Source organism: Citrobacter sp. UYEF32 (genome assembly GCF_040546205.1).
In the GTDB taxonomy this organism is placed as follows: Bacteria; Pseudomonadota; Gammaproteobacteria; order Enterobacterales; family Enterobacteriaceae; genus Phytobacter; species Phytobacter diazotrophicus.
Window position 1 is genome coordinate 58,165 of the sequence record NZ_JBEPNI010000010.1, and the last position, 18,145, is coordinate 76,309.

At 54.3% G+C, this 18,145-nt stretch carries 17 protein-coding genes; 6 read left to right on the plus strand and 11 right to left on the minus strand.

The window, feature by feature from the left end; genetic code table 11:
* Positions 1-73 precede the first annotated feature (73 nt).
* The gene (locus ABIB59_RS23660; protein ID WP_354037254.1) at positions 74-1,000 is read left to right on the plus strand and encodes a LysR family transcriptional regulator; all 927 of its coding nucleotides are present in this window, start codon (positions 74-76) and stop codon (positions 998-1,000) included.
* A 69-nt stretch (positions 1,001-1,069) separates the two neighbouring features.
* Here ABIB59_RS23660 and ABIB59_RS23665 read toward each other — a convergent pair whose 3' ends face one another.
* From ABIB59_RS23665 to cpxP, 6 genes are all read right to left on the minus strand, one after another.
* A complete protein-coding gene (locus ABIB59_RS23665; protein WP_079498453.1) occupies positions 1,070-2,374 on the minus strand; it encodes an SLC13 family permease in 1,305 nt (434 codons plus the stop codon).
* A gap of 73 nt (positions 2,375-2,447) precedes the next feature.
* A complete protein-coding gene (gene cdh / locus ABIB59_RS23670) occupies positions 2,448-3,203 on the minus strand; it encodes a CDP-diacylglycerol diphosphatase (RefSeq protein WP_071194793.1) in 756 nt (251 codons plus the stop codon).
* A 96-nt stretch (positions 3,204-3,299) separates the two neighbouring features.
* The gene (locus ABIB59_RS23675) at positions 3,300-4,289 is read right to left on the minus strand and encodes a sulfate ABC transporter substrate-binding protein (RefSeq protein ID WP_039077313.1); all 990 of its coding nucleotides are present in this window, start codon (positions 4,287-4,289) and stop codon (positions 3,300-3,302) included.
* A 147-nt stretch (positions 4,290-4,436) separates the two neighbouring features.
* On the minus strand, positions 4,437-5,399 hold the full coding sequence (gene pfkA / locus ABIB59_RS23680) for a 6-phosphofructokinase (RefSeq protein ID WP_039077314.1): 963 nt from the start codon (positions 5,397-5,399) through the stop codon (positions 4,437-4,439).
* Positions 5,400-5,600: 201 nt separating this feature from the next.
* Positions 5,601-6,485, minus strand: coding sequence for a CDF family cation-efflux transporter FieF (gene fieF / locus ABIB59_RS23685; RefSeq protein WP_039077315.1), 885 nt, complete (start codon positions 6,483-6,485; stop codon positions 5,601-5,603).
* A gap of 157 nt (positions 6,486-6,642) precedes the next feature.
* Entirely contained in the window at positions 6,643-7,143 is a 501-nt protein-coding gene (cpxP, locus tag ABIB59_RS23690; RefSeq protein ID WP_039077384.1) for a cell-envelope stress modulator CpxP, read from the minus strand.
* 151 nt (positions 7,144-7,294) lie between these two features.
* Between cpxP and cpxR the strand changes: the two genes are divergently transcribed.
* Both cpxR and cpxA read left to right on the plus strand, forming a co-directional pair.
* Positions 7,295-7,993 carry an envelope stress response regulator transcription factor CpxR gene (cpxR, locus tag ABIB59_RS23695; protein WP_039077316.1) on the plus strand — a complete coding sequence of 233 codons (699 nt, stop codon included), beginning with the start codon at positions 7,295-7,297 and terminating at the stop codon, positions 7,991-7,993.
* Entirely contained in the window at positions 7,990-9,363 is a 1,374-nt protein-coding gene (gene cpxA, locus ABIB59_RS23700; RefSeq protein ID WP_354037258.1) for an envelope stress sensor histidine kinase CpxA, read from the plus strand. Before cpxR ends, cpxA begins: the two co-directional genes overlap by 4 nt.
* 36 nt (positions 9,364-9,399) lie before the next feature.
* Here the strand turns inward: cpxA and yiiM are convergent, their stop codons facing one another.
* On the minus strand, positions 9,400-10,074 hold the full coding sequence (gene yiiM, locus ABIB59_RS23705) for a 6-hydroxyaminopurine reductase (RefSeq protein WP_354037260.1): 675 nt from the start codon (positions 10,072-10,074) through the stop codon (positions 9,400-9,402).
* A 157-nt stretch (positions 10,075-10,231) separates the two neighbouring features.
* Here yiiM and ABIB59_RS23710 point away from each other — a divergent pair, with 157 nt between their 5' ends.
* Positions 10,232-11,128, plus strand: a complete 897-nt coding sequence (locus ABIB59_RS23710; protein ID WP_039077319.1) for a dihydrodipicolinate synthase family protein — start codon at positions 10,232-10,234, stop codon at positions 11,126-11,128.
* Positions 11,129-11,171: 43 nt separating this feature from the next.
* Here ABIB59_RS23710 and kdgT read toward each other — a convergent pair whose 3' ends face one another.
* The 4 genes from kdgT to rhaS form a co-directional block, all read right to left on the minus strand.
* Positions 11,172-12,155, minus strand: coding sequence for a 2-keto-3-deoxygluconate transporter (kdgT, locus tag ABIB59_RS23715; RefSeq protein WP_039077320.1), 984 nt, complete (start codon positions 12,153-12,155; stop codon positions 11,172-11,174).
* 255 nt (positions 12,156-12,410) lie between these two features.
* Entirely contained in the window at positions 12,411-13,031 is a 621-nt protein-coding gene (gene sodA, locus ABIB59_RS23720; protein WP_354037262.1) for a superoxide dismutase [Mn], read from the minus strand.
* Positions 13,032-13,344: 313 nt separating this feature from the next.
* Positions 13,345-14,193, minus strand: a complete 849-nt coding sequence (rhaR, locus tag ABIB59_RS23725; protein ID WP_354037264.1) for an HTH-type transcriptional activator RhaR — start codon at positions 14,191-14,193, stop codon at positions 13,345-13,347.
* Between the two features lie 79 nt (positions 14,194-14,272).
* A complete protein-coding gene (gene rhaS / locus ABIB59_RS23730; protein WP_039077323.1) occupies positions 14,273-15,109 on the minus strand; it encodes an HTH-type transcriptional activator RhaS in 837 nt (278 codons plus the stop codon).
* Between the two features lie 303 nt (positions 15,110-15,412).
* Between rhaS and rhaB the strand changes: the two genes are divergently transcribed.
* Together rhaB and ABIB59_RS23740 are read left to right on the plus strand one after the other, a co-directional pair.
* Positions 15,413-16,882, plus strand: a complete 1,470-nt coding sequence (gene rhaB / locus ABIB59_RS23735; RefSeq protein WP_071194791.1) for a rhamnulokinase — start codon at positions 15,413-15,415, stop codon at positions 16,880-16,882.
* Positions 16,879-18,138 (plus strand): L-rhamnose isomerase, encoded by a 1,260-nt coding sequence (locus tag ABIB59_RS23740; RefSeq protein ID WP_354037266.1) that lies wholly within the window; start codon positions 16,879-16,881, stop codon positions 18,136-18,138. The genes rhaB and ABIB59_RS23740 overlap by 4 nt, the downstream gene beginning before the upstream one ends.
* The last annotated feature ends 7 nt before the right edge of the window (positions 18,139-18,145 follow it).

Consider the following 18,145-nt stretch of genomic DNA (forward strand, 5'->3'; position numbering starts at 1 on the left):
CTCATCACAGTGTCATTTAAGCGTGCTCAGCAGTATCCTCAGCAAACCAGTATCACTCAAATTGATTAATATAATGTTCACTATCAGAGAAAATGATTTTCATCGTATCGATCTGAATTTGTTGACGGTACTGTTAGTCCTGCAGCGGGAAGGCAGCGTGTCACGTACCGCTGAAAAACTGCATCTGGGGCAACCGGCGGTCAGTAATGCGCTGGCCAGGTTGCGTGACATGTTCGACGATCCCCTGTTTGTGCGTACCGCAGGAGGCATGGTACCGACGCCGCGTGCCGAAGCGCTTATTGCCTCACTCGGCCCCCTGATGGAACAGATGCAGTATGTTCTTTTTCAACCACCGTCATTTACCCCGGCGAAGGCAAGCCATGTGTTTCGTCTGGGGATGAGCGACTGGGTGGAGCGCTGGCTGATGCCGGAATTACAGGCATACATGACACACGAAGCGCCGGGAATCACCTTGCAGGTGGCAGCCAGCGATCCGTTCCGGGATGGTGAGCAAGTGATCCAAAGGGAGATAGACCTGGCGATTTCGGTTGGTCAGAGCACCGCCGCCACGTTGAGGCGTGAACATCTCCGTTCACTCAACTTTTGTACGTTCTGGCACCCCGATCAGCTTTCGCTGGAAGCACCGCTGACGGTAAGTGATTACGTGGAGCATGACCACGTACTGGTTTCCTATCGCGGTGCGGCATGGAGCGCCGTCGACGAACAGTTAGCATTGCAGGGGAGATCACGAAGGGTGCGTTACGTTACGCCGCATTTTTCTTCTCTGCCGCCGCTGCTGAAACGCATACCCGCTTTAGCGACTGTCCCCTCCGGGCTGGCTGCCGACTGGATTTCCTATTACGGTTTACGCTGTAGCCCCGTTCCGGTTGAGACGCCGGAAATTGCCCTCTCGCTGCTGTGGCATAAATGCTGTGATAACGATATGCCGCTGAACTGGCTAAGAACGGTATTACACAAAATCATAAACGCACTGCCGTAATCACCTCGTCTTTGTACAGACTTGGTAGCCCCCCACAAAGGCCAGTGTGAGGGGCAGATCGCGCCAGAACTACAATTTCCCCAGCACACTAAACCACGCATAATCCAGCGGCAGCAGCACCAGATACGTTGCCACCGCCAGCGCAATACACAACAACATCCCCGCCCGTGCCGGCACTTTGCCTAATGCCATGGCCACTACGATCGGTGACGCCTGATACGGCAGCAGTGGAGTGGAATATCCCAACACCTGAATCATAATCACCGACAGTAGCGGGAAGCCCGTTGCATCGGAAAAACTCTGCGCCAGCGTGGTAAAAAGCGCAGGTACACCATTCGCCGTCATAATGAAGTTGAGCGCGGTCGTGGTGCCGGTGAGCGCCAGGAAGCTGGTAAAAGGATGCGCCGGATCCAGCGGCATGATGTGCAGCAGCGCATTCCCTACCGCCGCCCCAATCCCCGTTTGCGTGACCGTAATGGCCAGCCCAAGGATCCCGGCGACATAAATACAGGTGCGGATATTTACCCCACTGGAAAACTCATCACCATTAATAAACCCAACGCGCGGCAGCAGAGTAATACAGGCGGCAGCCAGCCCCGTCCAGGCCGGGCCAATGCCGTGCCAGCTCTCCGTGACCCACATCGTTAAGACCACCGCCAGCAGCCAGGCAAGGCGCTTTTCCTCCCGGCTCATGGGTTCCGGCGGCGTAAGGTCTTTTGGCGCATGCGGCTGCCCGGGGAAAAGCCAGCAGATAAGACCAATCAGGATGAGGCCTTTCAGAATGCCCAGCACCGGCGTATGCAGCAGCAGATACGGCAGATAGTTGAGATGAATACCGTAGGATCCTTCCGCCGCCCCGCTCATCACCAGATTGGGCACATTGGCGGGTAAAATCGTCGCCGACAACTGGAAGGTGCCAAACCCCACCGCCAGCGCAAGGCCATACCAGGAGCGCGTTCCTTCGTTGATGCCCGCACGCGCCGCCATCGCCGCCACAATCGGCATCAGCAGAGCAATACGTCCCATGTTCGACGGCATAACAAACGCCAGCGCATAGCTCAGCAATACAACGCTTGCGACCATTTGCAACCACGAATCGGTTAGCCGGGCCGACAGCGCCCGCGCGGCCCGGTCGGCCAGGCCCGTTTTCCGAATGGCGACCCCCAGGACAAAACCGCTAAATACCAGCCAGAAAGCGGAGGAGGCAAAACCGCCAAAAATGACGTCCGGCGGTGCAATCTTCGCCACCATCGCGGCGGCAAAAAACAGCAGCGCCGTGATGAATTCCGGCAGCAGCGAGGTAGCCCACAGCACGATAGTGAGACCAATAATAATGGAAGGCAGAAACAGAGGGTGAGTAAACCAGAGCGACATACCTGTCTCCTGTAGAATTTGTCGGCAAGTCTACGGCGACAGGCTTGCCTGGTAAACGCCAAAACTGGTGGGGCTATTTCAGGATATTACATTGATGATCCTGAATTTCCTCGGCGGAACCACGGTTAAAGGCGAGCAGATTACGCTCTGTCGCCAGCAGCACAAAGGAGCCATCAGCCTGCTGTATCATCGCCATGCCGTAGCGCCCCATATGTTCACGCGCTGTCGGCACCTCTTCCGCCAGCATTAAAAACGGGCTTCGCTGTACCAGTTCAGCTTCCGTTACGCGGCGCGCCAGATAAGGATGCCCAAGAATGCCGCCCGGAAAGGCCAGCCACTGACTGCTGATACGCGAGGCTTGCTGATCAAGCTTCACACGCACGTCTTCGCGCAGGCAAGAAATATGGATATGGAAATGGTTCTGGGTACGGCCGACGCGAGAGTTAATTGTCAGCGACAGGGCATTATCCGGGAGTGGGGTTCCCCGCGTTTTACCCAGCACGCCGCGCGATTGCCAGGCCTGCCAGAGAAAATTGGGTGTGTGGGATTTTAATAACAGCGGGCTTTCAATACCATTGATACGGTACGTTGGCATCAGCAGATACTGTAATGGTCCGTTGCGGTCTTTAAGCAACACGTAACCACTGTCGAGATTAACCTGCGCACAGGGCGCGGGTAGATGGTTGTTCCGCTGATTCGGCACACACTGCTCAAGCACGATATGACGCAATACGTCACGTTTACTGCTGTTCCACCAGTATTCGCCACCCACCACGGCCGCAGCCACCGCAATCAACAACGCTATGCCAAACAGGCGCACTGTTTTCATCGATCTCTCCTTACAGGGAGGAACAGGAAGCATAGCGCAGAGATCGGTTGGGATAAAACGAAAACGGCCCTGTTAAGGGCCGCTGGAAGAGTAAGGTTAGCGTTTGCTGATTTCGTCGAACTTGCCGCCGTTGGAGAAGTGCTCTTTCTGCGCTTTCGTCCAGCCGCCAAAGACATCGTCAATGGTGAACAATTTCAGTTTCGGGAATTCGTTTGCGTATTTTGCCGCCACGTCTTTGTCACGCGGACGGTAGAAGTTCTTCGCCGCTATCTCCTGCCCTTCCGGGGAGTAGAGATATTTCAGGTAAGCTTCTGCCACTTTCTGCGTGCCTTTCTTCTCGACAACTTTATCGACAACAGACACGGTTGGCTCCGCAAGAATGGATTCACTTGGCGTCACGATTTCAAACTTATCTTTGCCCAGCTCGTTCGTTGCCAGCAGCGCTTCGTTTTCCCAGGCAATCAGCACATCGCCGATACCACGTTCTACGAAGGTATTGGTCGCGCCGCGAGCACCGGAGTCCAGCACTTCGACGTTTTTATACAGCGCTTTCACGAACTCCTGCGCTTTAGCCTGATCGCCACCGTTCTGATGCAGGGCATAACCCCACGCAGCCAGGTAGTTCCAGCGTGCGCCGCCAGAGCTTTTCGGGTTCGGGGTAATGACCGACACGCCCGGTTTGATTAAATCATTCCAGTCATGAATCTGTTTTGGGTTGCCTTTACGCACCAGGAAAACGATGGTGGAGGTGTAAGGTGCGGAGTTATCCGGCAGGCGTTTGATCCAGTTTTTGTCGATGCTGCCACGCTCGGCAATCGCATCAACATCATACGCCAGCGCCAGGGTCACGACATCGGCATCAAGACCGTTGATAACCGAGGTTGCCTGTTTGCCTGAGCCGCCGTGTGACTGACGAATCGTGACGTTATCGCCCGTTTCCTGTTTCCAGTGGGCGCTGAACGCTTTGTTGTATTGCTCGTACAATTCACGCGTTGGATCGTACGAAACGTTTAATAACTGAATATCCTTTGCCAGAACGCTGCCGGATGCCAGCAGCAAAGTTAACCCCACGCCCCATTTATTCATCGCCCACTCTCTCAGGTTATCTATTTTGATGTGCTCAGCCTGCCAGAAAGCAGACCAATGATTAAAGAATAAAAAAAGATTGGCTATAACTGTAGGAAATAACAGAAGGCAAAGAAACGCCCTCTCACGGGAGGGCGTTTAAGGTAATCAGTACAGTTTCTTAGCGCAGTCCAGCCAGTCGCCTTTGAACGGACGCTTCATATTCTCGATAGCGTCGATGATGTCATGATGAACCATCTTCTCGTTCTGGATACCGACACAACGGCCACCGTGGCCCTGCAGCAGCAGTTCAATTGCGTATGCGCCCATGCGGGAAGCGAGAATACGGTCGTAAGGAACCGGGGAACCGCCGCGTTGAATATGACCTAGAACGGTCGCACGGGTTTCGCGCTGCGTTTCGGCTTCGATATATTTTGCCAGCTCATCGATATCACAGATGTGCTCGGTGATAGCCACGATCGCGTGTTTTTTACCTTTCGCGATGCCCGCTTTGATTTCAGCGACCAGATCTTCACGGCTGAATTCAACTTCCGGCAGAACGATAAATTCGCAACCACCAGCAATAGCCGCCGCCAGCGTCAGGTCGCCACAGTAGCGGCCCATCACTTCAACGATGGAAATACGCTGGTGAGAAGAAGAGGTGTCACGCAGACGGTCGATAGCTTCTACCACGGTATGCAGCGCGGTGAAGTAACCGATGGTGTAGTCAGTACCGGCAACATCGTTGTCGATAGTGCCTGGCAGGCCGATGCATGGAAAGCCCATTTCTGTCAGACGTTTCGCACCCATATAGGAACCGTCACCGCCGATAACGACCAGCGCATCAATGCCGCGCTTTTTCATGTTCTCAATAGCCACGGCGCGGACATGTTCTTCACGGAATTCCGGGAAACGGGCAGAACCAAGGAATGTACCGCCACGGTTAATCATGTCAGACACGCTATAGCGGTCGAGTTGAATCATGCGGTCTTCGTACAGGCCGAGATAACCATCGTAAATACCCGCTACTTCCAGACCTTCAGTCAATGCTGCACGGACCACGCCACGAATTGCTGCGTTCATGCCCGGCGCATCACCGCCACTTGTCAACACACCGATTTTCTTAATCATGACTACCTCTGAACTTAGGAATGCAAAAATAATGTTCTGTTGGCCAAAAAACTCCGCGAGGGAGTAAACATCTATGCTGCAATATTATATCAACTGCCGCTTGCTGAATTGATTCAGGTCAGACCATATGGCGGTAATTTATACACAAAAATCGGGTCTGACTCACTTCTTTTACAACGAAATACGACAGCCTTAATCCGCTTATCGTCCTTGAGGTACTACTGAGCAGGGATCTTGGTGAATAATCACATCCGATCCCGGAAAACGCTGGAGAATGGCCTGCTCCACATGTTCAGCCACAATATGCGCCTGAACCAGTGGAAGGTTATCGTCCATTTCCAAATGTATTTGAATAAAGCGGGTCGGCCCTGACTGCCGCGTGCGAAGATCGTGCGCGCCGCTTACGCCTGGCCAGGAAGTGACAATATCGAAAATTTCCTGCCGTTCGGCATCGGGTAATGCCCGATCCAGTAAAGACTGAACCGCGTCATAACCCATATGCAGCGCGCTGTACAAAATATATCCGCCAATCCCCAGTGCGAAGAGGGCATCCGCCCGATGCCAGCCGTACCATGACAGCCCCAGGGCGATGAGAATTGCACCGTTCATCATAACATCAGACTGATAATGAAGCATATCTGCCCGCACCGCCTGGCTTTGAGTTTTTCGCACAACCCAACGCTGAAAAGTGACGAGTATCACAGTACAGACCAACGCGATCACCGTCACCACAACCCCAATACCGGGCGCACGCATCGGTTCAGGGTTCGCCAGATGCTGAATACCGGTTAAAAACAGGAATAATGCTGAACCTGAAATAAACATGCTTTGTGCCAGCGCCGCCAGCGATTCCGCTTTCCCGTGTCCAAAAGTATGCTCGTCGTCCGCAGGCTGCAGCGAGTAGCGCACCACCAGCAAATTAGTCAGCGATGCGGCAATATCCACCAGCGAGTCCACCAGTGCAGCCAGGATACTAACCGACCCGGTGTACCACCATGCAAAAATTTTAATGACTAATAATGACGACGCCATGATCGTCGCAGCGATAGCTGCGCGACTGACCAGGCGCCCATAAGATTCAATCATAAATGCTCCCACGCTGTTCTGTGCGTAGTATAACGAAAGGCAACTTAATCGGAGGAAAATCAGGTGGCTGAATTCGGAGCAAAAAAAACCCCCACATCATGTGGGGGAAGACAGGGATGGTGTCTATGGCAAGGAAAACAGGGTTCATTACTACTAACTACTGGGAACGCTGGGTGCTACTACTCAATACTCTCAACGGTGAACTTTGCTGCATCTGCGTCATTTCACGCAGTTGAATCATTCGTTGCTGATGTTTCTGGTTCAAAACCGCTTGCTGATCAGGAGTGAGCAGGTGATACATCTGGTTGCGGACTTTCGCCATTTCAACCTGACGACTTATCTGCTCCTGCGCCATTTTCTCGGCCTGAACGCGCACAGCGTTTTCATCAAAATTTTCTGCGGTGACAAGGCGATGCATTGTCTCCATTTCGCTAACATTAACAGGGGGCTTGTCGTGCCTTGCCTGCTGCATCAGATCTCGCATCTGTTGACGCTGATGTTCGGTTAAATGTATGCCGTCGAACATATGGCTCTGACTGGAACGCTGCGCGAATCCCTCAGTCGGGTGCCAGTTATCGCCTGTTACGACTTCAGCAGCCTGGCTAAAAGCACTTAGCGCCAGTGTTGAGGCCATGACGGCAGCGGTAACTTTGCGCATCATTTGCTCCCAAGAACTTTCTATGTCGCGAATCAACGATAATGAGTCTACGATTCAGGCTGCAAACATGCGTCAGGGGGTGTAAAACAACGTAAAGTCATGGATTAGCGAGCCTTGATGACGTAATTTCTGCCTCGGAGGTATTTAAACAATGAATAAAATTCTTTTAGTAGATGATGACCGAGAGCTTACATCCCTGTTAAAAGAGCTGCTCGACATGGAAGGTTTTAACGTGCTGGTTGCCCACGACGGGGAACAGGCGCTCAACCTCCTTGATGACAGCATCGATTTGCTTTTGCTCGACGTCATGATGCCGAAGAAAAACGGTATTGATACCCTTAAAGAGCTACGCCAGACACACCAGACTCCCGTCATTATGTTGACTGCACGCGGCAGCGAACTGGATCGCGTACTCGGCCTTGAGCTGGGCGCGGACGACTATCTGCCAAAACCGTTTAACGACCGCGAACTGGTCGCGCGTATCCGTGCGATTTTGCGCCGTTCCCACTGGAGCGAACAGCAGCAAAATACGGACAACGGTTCGCCGACGCTTGAAGTCGACGGCCTGAGCCTCAACCCAGGTCGTCAGGAAGCCAGTTTCGATGGTCAATCGCTGGAGCTGACCGGTACCGAATTCACCCTGCTCTATCTGCTGGCACAGCATTTGGGCCAGGTGGTTTCCCGTGAACATTTAAGCCAGGAAGTGCTGGGTAAACGCTTAACGCCGTTTGACCGCGCGATTGATATGCACATCTCTAACCTGCGCCGTAAGTTACCGGACCGCAAAGATGGTCATCCGTGGTTTAAAACCTTACGAGGCCGGGGCTACTTGATGGTATCCGCTTCATGATAGGAAGTTTGACCGCCCGCATCTTCGCCATTTTCTGGTTAACGCTGGCACTGGTGCTGATGCTGGTCCTGATGGTTCCAAAGCTTGATTCCCGCCAGATGACGGAGTTGCTTGATAGCGAACAACGTCAGGGCGTGATGATTGAACAGCACGTTGAAGCGGAACTGGCCAATGATCCACCCAACGATTTGATGTGGTGGCGCAGGCTGTTTCGCGCAATCGACAAATGGGCCCCTCCGGGGCAACGTTTGTTGCTGGTGACCAGCGAAGGGCGCGTGATTGGCGCCGAACGCAATGAAATGCAAATTATCCGCAACTTTATTGGTCAGGCGGATAACTCAGATCACCCGCAAAAGAAAAAATATGGTCGGGTAGAGCTGGTAGGGCCTTTTTCCGTTCGCGACGGTGAGGACAATTACCAGCTCTATCTTATTCGACCTGCCAGTAGTTCTCAGTCTGACTTTATCAACCTGCTGTTTGACCGCCCCCTCCTGTTGCTGATTGTCACAATGCTTATCAGCTCGCCGCTGCTGCTGTGGCTGGCGTGGAGCCTGGCAAAACCCGCGCGTAAGCTGAAAAACGCGGCAGATGAAGTGGCACAGGGCAACTTGCGACAGCATCCTGAGCTGGAAGCCGGGCCGCAAGAATTCCTCGCTGCGGGCACCAGTTTTAACCAGATGGTCATGGCGCTGGAGCGCATGATGACCGCCCAGCAACGGCTCCTGTCCGATATTTCCCACGAACTACGGACACCGTTAACGCGGCTACAGCTCGGCACCGCGCTGTTGCGTCGTCGCAGCGGCGAGAGCAAAGAGCTGGAACGTATCGAAACGGAAGCACAGCGGCTGGACAGTATGATCAACGACCTGTTAGTCATGTCGCGTAATCAGCAGAAAAACGCGCTGGTCAGTGAAACGGTCAAAGCCAATCAGTTGTGGAATGAGGTGCTCGATAACGCCGCGTTCGAAGCGGAACAGATGGGTAAATCCCTGACGGTGAATTTCCCGCCTGGCCCGTGGCCGCTGTACGGCAACCCGAATGCACTGGAAAGCGCGCTGGAAAATATCGTCCGTAACGCCCTGCGTTATTCGCACACCAAAATTGAAGTGAGTTTCTCGGTCGATAAAGACGGCATCACCATTAACGTGGACGATGACGGCCCGGGCGTCAGCCCGGAAGACCGCGAGCAAATCTTCCGCCCGTTCTACCGTACCGATGAAGCGCGTGATCGCGCATCCGGCGGGACAGGTTTAGGGCTGGCAATTGTTGAAACCGCTATGCAGCAGCATCGCGGTTGGGTGAAAGCCGACGACAGCCCGCTCGGCGGTTTACGCTTGACGTTATGGATCCCGCTGTATAAACGTTCCTGAGCATTTCCCCTCGCCTTACCGGGCGGGGGGAAACTGCTACTTACCCCGCAAACGCCGTGCGTTGTCTTCGATTTTCCCGCTACTTCGCCGATTTTGCATCGTTCTTGTCCAACTGGCCGAAAGCCCGGCAGCGGACATCAGCCGCCGATATTGCTCATCATCAAACGGCATATGCCAGGCGATTGCAGCGGCATCCAGGACACTCACATCGCTGTTACGTGATACCAGTTCCAGCGGCGTATCGGCGCTCACTTTACCGCCGGTAATAACCCGATAAAGCCAGCCAACACGCCCACTCGCCTGCATCTGCGAAGACATGTCGCTGATGGAGAAGTGAAAGTTAAGTTTGAAACAGGGCGAGCGCGGCTGCGTCACCTGAATGAGCGCATTTCCCCAACGAAAAATATCACCAATAAAGACATTTCTTTCCGTCAGCCCTTCGGTCGAGAGGTTCTCGCCAAATGCCGGGGCGAAGAAAAGCGCCTCCTGTTCGGGAAACGTCGTCTTCCAGTGATCGTAGTGTTCGCGGGGATAATGACAAAGTGCCCGGTCCGGGCCGCCGTGGTAGGACGTCTCCGCCTGCTCATCACCGACTAACCCCAGCTCCGTTAACATCAACTCGCCTTCCACCTGCAACTTGGCAATTGCGCTGGGTCTGCTGTCCTTATAATCCTTTATTTTTCCTGTAAAAATATTCACCGGATGCTGCATTTCCTCTCTCCCGGGCTCACCCATCATCGGCGTATTAGACCACACTTTTTAGCAATAAATCGTGCAGAAATGCGACACCGATACGCCTGTGTTTTATATGAACGTGCTATGAATTAACAGAAGTGAAACGCAATTTCATATTCAAGGAGACAGTGACGTGAAGAAGAAAAATGAATTTTATGGCGTCTGGTGCCCGTCCATTACGCCCATGACACCTGCCGGTAAAATCGACCTGAACGGATTGGAACAGCATATTTCACGCCTGACCGACGCCAGAATTGACGTGGTGTTGCTGATGGGCAGTATCGGCGAATTTGCCTCTTTCACCCTTGATGAACGGCTCATGCTTATCCGCGAAGTGCGCGGTATGACCCCCGGCACCCTGGTCGCGAACGTTTCCTCGACATGCCTGAATGATGTGGAGTGGATGGCCGATGAAGCCTTCCGCACGGGCTACGATGCCGTTATGGTGCTGCCCCCTTATTACTATGGGCAAACGTCTGCACAACTGCTGAGCTACTTCCGCCACCTGGGGCAACGGCTGAACGGCAAATGGTTTGCCTATAATTTCCCGGCCAGGACCGGCTGCGATCTGACGCCGGAAATCGTCGCCACCCTGGCAGCGGAGTTCCCACACTTCGCTGGCATAAAAGACACAGTCGATTGCCAGTCGCATACGCGCAACATCATTCTGGCAACCGAGAAAATCCGTGATGATTTCGCCGTGCTGTCGGGGTATGACGAATACTTCATCCCCAATCTTCTCGCAGGCGGCGCGGGGGTTATCTCTGGCCTCAATAACGTAATGCCGGAACTGTTTGTCAGGGCCCGGGATGCGTGGAAGCAAAACGATTTGGCTACGCTACATGAAGCCCAGCGCGAGACAGGCAAATTCATGTCGATTTACACGATTGGCGAGGATTTCGTTACCACTATCAAAACCGTAGTGGCACGGAAATTTGGCTATTGCGGCGCAACGTCCCGCAATTTTGGCGGCGAACTCACGCCAGCGCAATGTGCGAAGGTTGATGAGGTTTTCGGTATCGGCCATTAAAAAACCGGCCTGAAAAGGCCGGTTTCTCTTTTAAACCGCAGCGCTATTTTACCGCACCGCGCAAATCCGCTACCGCGGCATGCCCTTTTACTTTTCGTGACCAGAGAGAAGTCAGAATCGGCACCAGTATAGAGGTCACAATCACCGATGTCGCCACCAGCGCGGTCGCGGCAGGCGCCATTGCTTTAAACTCTGGCACCATCTCGGCAATCAATACCGGTGTGGCCACCGCCGCACCGGCGGAGCTGGAGGCAGCAAGCCCAGCGGTACCGTCCCCGCCACCCAGCACTTTATCGGCAATAATCAATGGGATGCCGGTAATCACAATCACCGCCAGCCCAAGCAGAATTCCGAGCAGGCCGGTCTGGGCGATAACGCTGAGATCGATAGTGTTCCCAAGCGCAAAGGCAAAGAAGGGGATCAGCGTCTGCACCGCGCGGGTAAAAAATTCCCGTAATTCGGGGTCGAGGTTACCCAACCCGAAGCCAATCAGGAAGGGCAGCACCGCGCCGACAAATACGTGCGGTTCAAAAGAAGCGATACCCGCCGTTCCCAGAATCACCATCGTCATCAGCGGGCCAGACTCAAGGGACATCAACACAAACGCCCCGGCCTCTTCCTTGGTGCCGTACTGTTGCATGATGGAGGCGTACAGACCGCCATTGGTCATGTCCATCGAGGCCACCAGCGCCAGCGTCGACAGCCCGGCAAAGAAGCCCGCCTCTACACCGTGAGCAGGAATCAAATGCGAGGTTACCGCCGCAACCACCCAGGCCACCGCGATTTTGGTCACCACCAGCGTGCCCGACTTACGCAGCACCGTCCCGGTCGCGCTGAGCTTAATCGACGCGCCCATGCAGAAAAACCACACCGCCAGAATCGGTACGGTGCCGGTGATCATGCCATTCGTGAAGGAGCCAAAGTACTTCCCGGCCCCCGGTGAAAACGTATGGCACAGCGCCCCAAGAAACAGAGGAACCAGCATCATCCCACCCGGGATTTTTTCAATTGCACGTTTGATTTGCATATCGCCACCTGTAAAAACAGTGAGTTTTGTGCGCCATCACGCCCCTTTGAGCGGGCGTTTCCAGCGCTGATGGCAAAATGTTAGAGCGTCGTCACACTCAGAAAAGTGATCCCCCATACAAAATCAAAACAATATTTCATTTTTATTGGATATATGTTTCTTTTGATTTCAGGGACTGACCAACAGACATAAAAAAGCCCCCGCTGACGATGCCAGCAGGGGCCTGGTTTGCCCGTAAGAACGGGCTAAATGAAATTATTTCTTCGCAGCAAAACGTGCCGCCGCTTCATCCCAGTTCACCACGTTCCAGAACTCTTTGATGTAGTCCGGGCGGCGGTTCTGGAATTTCAGGTAGTAAGCGTGTTCCCACACGTCCAGGCCCACGATCGGGAAGCCGGATGCGCCGGAAATCGCTTCACCCATCAGCGGGGAGTCCTGGTTAGCAGTAGACACCACAGCCAGTTTGTCGCCTTTCAGCACCAGCCACGCCCAGCCAGAACCAAAGCGGGTAGCCGCTGCTTTTTCGAATTCAGCTTTGAAGTTGTCAACGAAACCGAAGTCACGTTCGATAGCCGCTTTCAGGTCGCCCTGCAGGGTGGTGCCTTTTTTCAGGCCTTTCCAGAAGAAGCTGTGGTTAGCATGGCCGCCCGCGTTGTTACGCAGTACGGTTTTTTTGTCAGCCGGCAGTTGGTCCAGTTTGGTGATCAGCTCTTCAGCAGACAGACTGGCGAATTCTGGCAGGCTTTCCAGCGCTGCGTTCGCATTGTTTACATAAGTCTGGTGGTGTTTAGTGTGATGGATTTCCATCGTCTGCTTGTCGAAATGAGGTTCAAGTGCATCGTACGCGTAAGGCAGGGATGGCAGTGTATAGCTCATACTAATCTCCATTATTGTCGGGCGGCAGGTATGTTAACGCCGCGTAATCAGTTGGTTCATTATAGTTAGTTAAATGATATTGAAAATGTTTATCAATGCCGTAGTTTTAATATGGTTATAACATTCTGTTATGAACCCGTGCCGACGAGAGGCATAGCGCAGCGACTGACGAAAAAAGATCGCCCAACGCTACACACAAATGAAGTGACTGGTTAACTGGCCATCATAAAAACGGTGGAGCATCAAAGCGGGGGATCAGTGGCTGGCAATAGGCCGGTGTACGTGTCCTGTGTTATCGCAGAACAGGCCCTTCCTAAGCCGCTTCGTTACGACGCTGTCGCCACTGGCTGGGCGTCATGCCGGTTTCGCGGGTAAAAACGACCGAGAAATAGTTACTGTCTTCAAAGCCGCAGCGCGTAGACACTTCACCAATCAGCAATTCCGTGTGCTGCAACAGATACTGTGCATGGCAAATACGCAACTGACGCAGGTAATTATTGATGGTCATTCCGGTTTGCGCGCGAAATTGTTGGCGCAGCGCACGCTCACTGCACTGCTCCTGATCGCAGAAGCGCTCCAGCATAAAAGTGCGATTAAGACTTCCCGTAAGCGCGGTAATCAACTTATCGAGCAGGGCTTCGCTATGGGTGGCGGCCAGGTTGTCGACCGCAAAACGATGGCGTGTGAGCGTCATCACCAGTTGGGCGAAGAGCACCTCGGCCATATTGTTTGCCAGCGCATCGGCTTTGGTGCTCTCTTGCTCCAGTTGGGTGATGACCTGTCTTGCCTGGGCCATGCCGGTGCTCCCCAGACGCCAGTGCGGCGTCCACTCTTCGCCGCTCAGCCCTGGAATATGCCCCGCCCAATCGAGATTAAGGGTCAGACGGTCCGGACAGTAGATGATATTTTGCAGCACCAAATCGTTGACGGAGGCGTAGGAGTGTTTGTCTTCCGCGCGGATATAAAACAGATCGCCACGGGTAATGCGGTAGGGACGGTCATTGAGGATATGCAAACCGTTGCCGCGCCAGACCAGCACCAGTTCGCAAAACTCGTGAGTATGTTCGGCAAATACATTTTGCGGATAGCGGTCCGCCACCGCCACCGCCTGCCCCGTCCGGGGGAAAAAATCCGCTTTACGAAGAATTAACTGGCTTCCCACAACATCACCTCGGCCGAAGACAACCGATAACTATTAGCTGATTTTCGGCGAAAAATCGGTGATAGCCTTCTCGTTACCGCTATTGCAGTTGCACATCGCGCCCCTGGCGAATATCGCGCGGGGACCAGTCGAATTCCCGGCGAAACAGGGTAGAAAAGTGGTTACTGTCGCCGAAACCGCAGCGAAAAGCGATATCTGTAACGCTATCATCGCTGTGGCGCAGCATATGGCGCGCCTTAATCAGACGCAGCCGGTTGAGATAACGCTGCGGCGTCAGGCCGGTATATTGCTTTAGTTGACGGTGCAATGTGCGCAGCGACAGGGTGAACTGATCCGCCAGCGACTCCCAGCAGACCTCTTCGGCAAAGTGATCTTCAAGCCAGGAGATCAGCTGATTGAGGCGTGCATCATTACTCATCGCTCCTTCCGCCAGGCTGCTTTTACGCAGCAGAACCAGCAACTGCATAAACAGGATTTCACGGTTGGCTGCGGTCGCCATGTCCATCTCCTCACCCACTGCTTCCATCTGGCCGATGATCTCACGTACCTGTTGCAGTACGCACTGGTTGACGCGCCAGTGCGACGGATAGTGCCCGTCTTGCTCCTGCGGCAGCAGCGCGTTCAACCCCGCCAGAAACGTAAACGCATCTGGCGAACGATAGAGCACATTGGTCAGGCACAGATTGTCAGTATGTTCATATAGGTGTCTGTCGTGGTCGCGGACAAAGCAGACAGTTCCCCCACTGATGGTATAGGACTGCCCATTAAAAACATGGATGCCGGTCCCGTGTTCAACAATCACAATTTCGTGAAAATCATGATGATGTTCCGGAAACGCAGCCTGTGGCAGACGCGGCTCAATAGCGACAGGCGTTGTGCCAGAAGGAAAGAAATCCACGCTGTGTAATACGGTCATGATTGCCTCACATACCAATGAGAAGTGTTCTCAAAATAGTAATTAAGCACGGCAATTCGCACCTTGAATTTTTGACCGCAAAACGGGTAAAGCCTGTCAGATTTTCAAGAAAGGGTCGGAAAGTTCAGGAATTGTCGCCCTGGTCACACCCCGCAAACCACACGGGTTTATCAGAAACTGTGAACTTCCTCACTTTCATCTTTGCTTTCTTGCCAGCCACTTCCAGGGGATGTCATTAACAAGAAGGTTACCGCGAGGTCCTTTTTTTAGACTGGGGGCAATAACTCTCACAAGGACCCCATCATGACATTTCGCCATTGTGTCGCCGTTGATTTAGGCGCCTCCAGCGGGCGTGTAATGCTGGCCTGCTACGCGACAGAACAGCGAACGCTCACGCTGCGTGAAGTTCATCGCTTCGCCAACTACCTGGAAAAAAACAACGGTTTCGACTGCTGGGATATCGATACCCTGGAAGATGAAATTCGCCTGGGTCTGGAAAAAGCCTGTGCGCAGGGTGTCACCATCGACAGTATCGGTATCGACACCTGGGGTGTGGATTATGTTTTGATCGACAAACAGGGTAAGCGTGTTGGCTTACCGGTCTCTTACCGCGACCATCGCACGGATGGCATCATGGCCACTGCCTTTGAGCAGCCAGGCAAAGCCGATATTTACCGTCGCAGCGGCATTCAGTTTTTACCCTTTAACACGCTCTATCAGTTGCGCGCGCTGGCCCAGCAACAGCCGGAAATCGTGGCCGCTGCCGACCATGCGCTGCTGATACCCGACTATTTCAGTTTTCGTCTGACCGGCAATCTGAACTGGGAATACACCAACGCCACCACCACGCAACTGGTGAACATCGACAGCGATAACTGGGATACCACGCTGCTCAACTGGGCGGGCGTGCCCGCCTCCTGGTTCGGTACACCGACCCATCCGGGCAATGTGATTGGCCACTGGCAAAGCCCGCAGGGCACCGATATTCCGGTGGTTGCTGTCGCCAGCCACGATACCGCCAGCGCGGTCATCGCTTCACCGCTGAAAAATGCCAGTGCCGCCTATCTCTCTTCCGGCACCTGGTCGCTGATGGGCTTTGAAAGTACCACGCCCTACACCAGCGACGAGGCGCTGGCCGCCAATATCACCAACGAGGGCGGTGCGGAAGGGCGCTATCGCGTGTTGAAAAACATCATGGGGCTGTGGCTGCTGCAACGCGTTCTGAAAGAGCGCGACATCACCGATTTGCCCGCTCTGATCGCCGGGGCTCGCGCGCTGCCCTCCTGTCGTTTCGTGATTAACCCAAACGACGAGCGTTTTATCAATCCGCAGAACATGTGCGAAGAGATCCAGACCGCCTGCCGGGAAAGCAACCAGCCGGTACCGCAGAGCGACGCCGAACTGGCCCGCTGCATTTTCGACAGCCTGGCGCTGCTGTATGCAGACATTCTCGGTGAACTGGCGGACCTGCGTGGTCAACCCTTTACCCAGTTGCATATCGTTGGCGGCGGCTGCCAGAACCAGCTCTTAAACCAGCTCTGTGCCGATGCCTGCGGCCTGCCCGTCATCGCGGGCCCGATTGAAGCCTCCACGCTGGGCAATATCGGCGTACAACTCATGACGCTGAACGAACTGAGCAGTGTCGACACTTTCCGTGACGTGGTTGCCGCGAGTTACGCGCTGACCACCTTTACACCCAATCCTGACAATGAAATTGCCCGCAACGTCGTGCGGTTTCAGCAGAAACGACAGACAAAGGAGCTTTGCGCATGACCACTCAACTTGAACACGCCTGGGAACTCGCTAAACAGCGCTTTGCCGCTGTAGGCATTGATGTCGAAGAGGCCCTGCGCCAGCTCGACAGGCTGCCGGTTTCCATGCACTGCTGGCAGGGCGATGATGTCGCCGGTTTTGAAAACCCGGAAGGCGCCCTCACCGGCGGTATCCAGGCGACCGGCAACTATCCGGGCAAGGCACGTAACCCTCAGGAGTTGCGCGCCGATCTGGAGCAGGCCCTGAGCCTCATCCCCGGTCCGAAGCGCCTTAACTTGCACGCGATGTACCACGAAGCGGGTCCATCGGTCAGTCGTGACGCGATCAAGCCTGAGCACTTCAAAAACTGGGTTGAGTGGGCAAAAGCCAACAAACTGGGGCTGGATTTCAATCCGTCCTGTTTTTCACACCCGATGAGCGCAGACGGTTTCACCCTCTCTCACGCGAACGATGACATTCGCCAGTTCTGGATTGACCACGTGAAAGCCAGCCGCCGCATCTCGGCGTACTTTGGCGAGCAACTGGGTACGCCATCGGTAATGAATATCTGGGTACCGGACGGCATGAAAGATGTCACCGTTGATCGCCTGGCGCCGCGCGAACGTCTGATGGATGCGCTGGATGAAGCGCTGAGCGAGAAGTTCGATCTGGCGCATCACATCGACGCCGTTGAAAGCAAACTGTTCGGCATCGGCGCTGAAAGCTACACCGTGGGTTCAAACGAGTTCTATATGGGTTACGCCACCAGCCGCCAGACGGCTCTGTGTCTGGATGCGGGGCACTTCCACCCGACCGAAGTCATTTCCGACAAGATTTCCGCCGCCATGCTGTATGTGCCGCGCCTGCTGCTGCACGTCAGCCGCCCGGTGCGCTGGGACAGCGACCATGTGGTGCTGCTGGATGATGAAACGCAGGCCATCGCCAGCGAGATTATTCGCCACAACCTGTTTGACCGCGTGCACATCGGCCTGGATTTCTTCGACGCCTCTATCAACCGTATCGCCGCATGGGTTATCGGCACCCGCAACATGAAAAAAGCCCTGCTGCGCGCCCTGCTGGAGCCGACCGAACAGTTGCGTCAACTGGAAGCCGATGGCGATTACACCGCCCGTCTGGCGCTGCTGGAAGAGCAGAAATGCTTACCGTGGCAGGCCGTGTGGGAAATGTATTGTCAGCGTCACGACACCCCGGCCGGTAGCCAGTGGCTGGAGAGCGTGCGGGCGTATGAGAAAGATGTATTGAGTCTACGCGGGTAAGACCGCC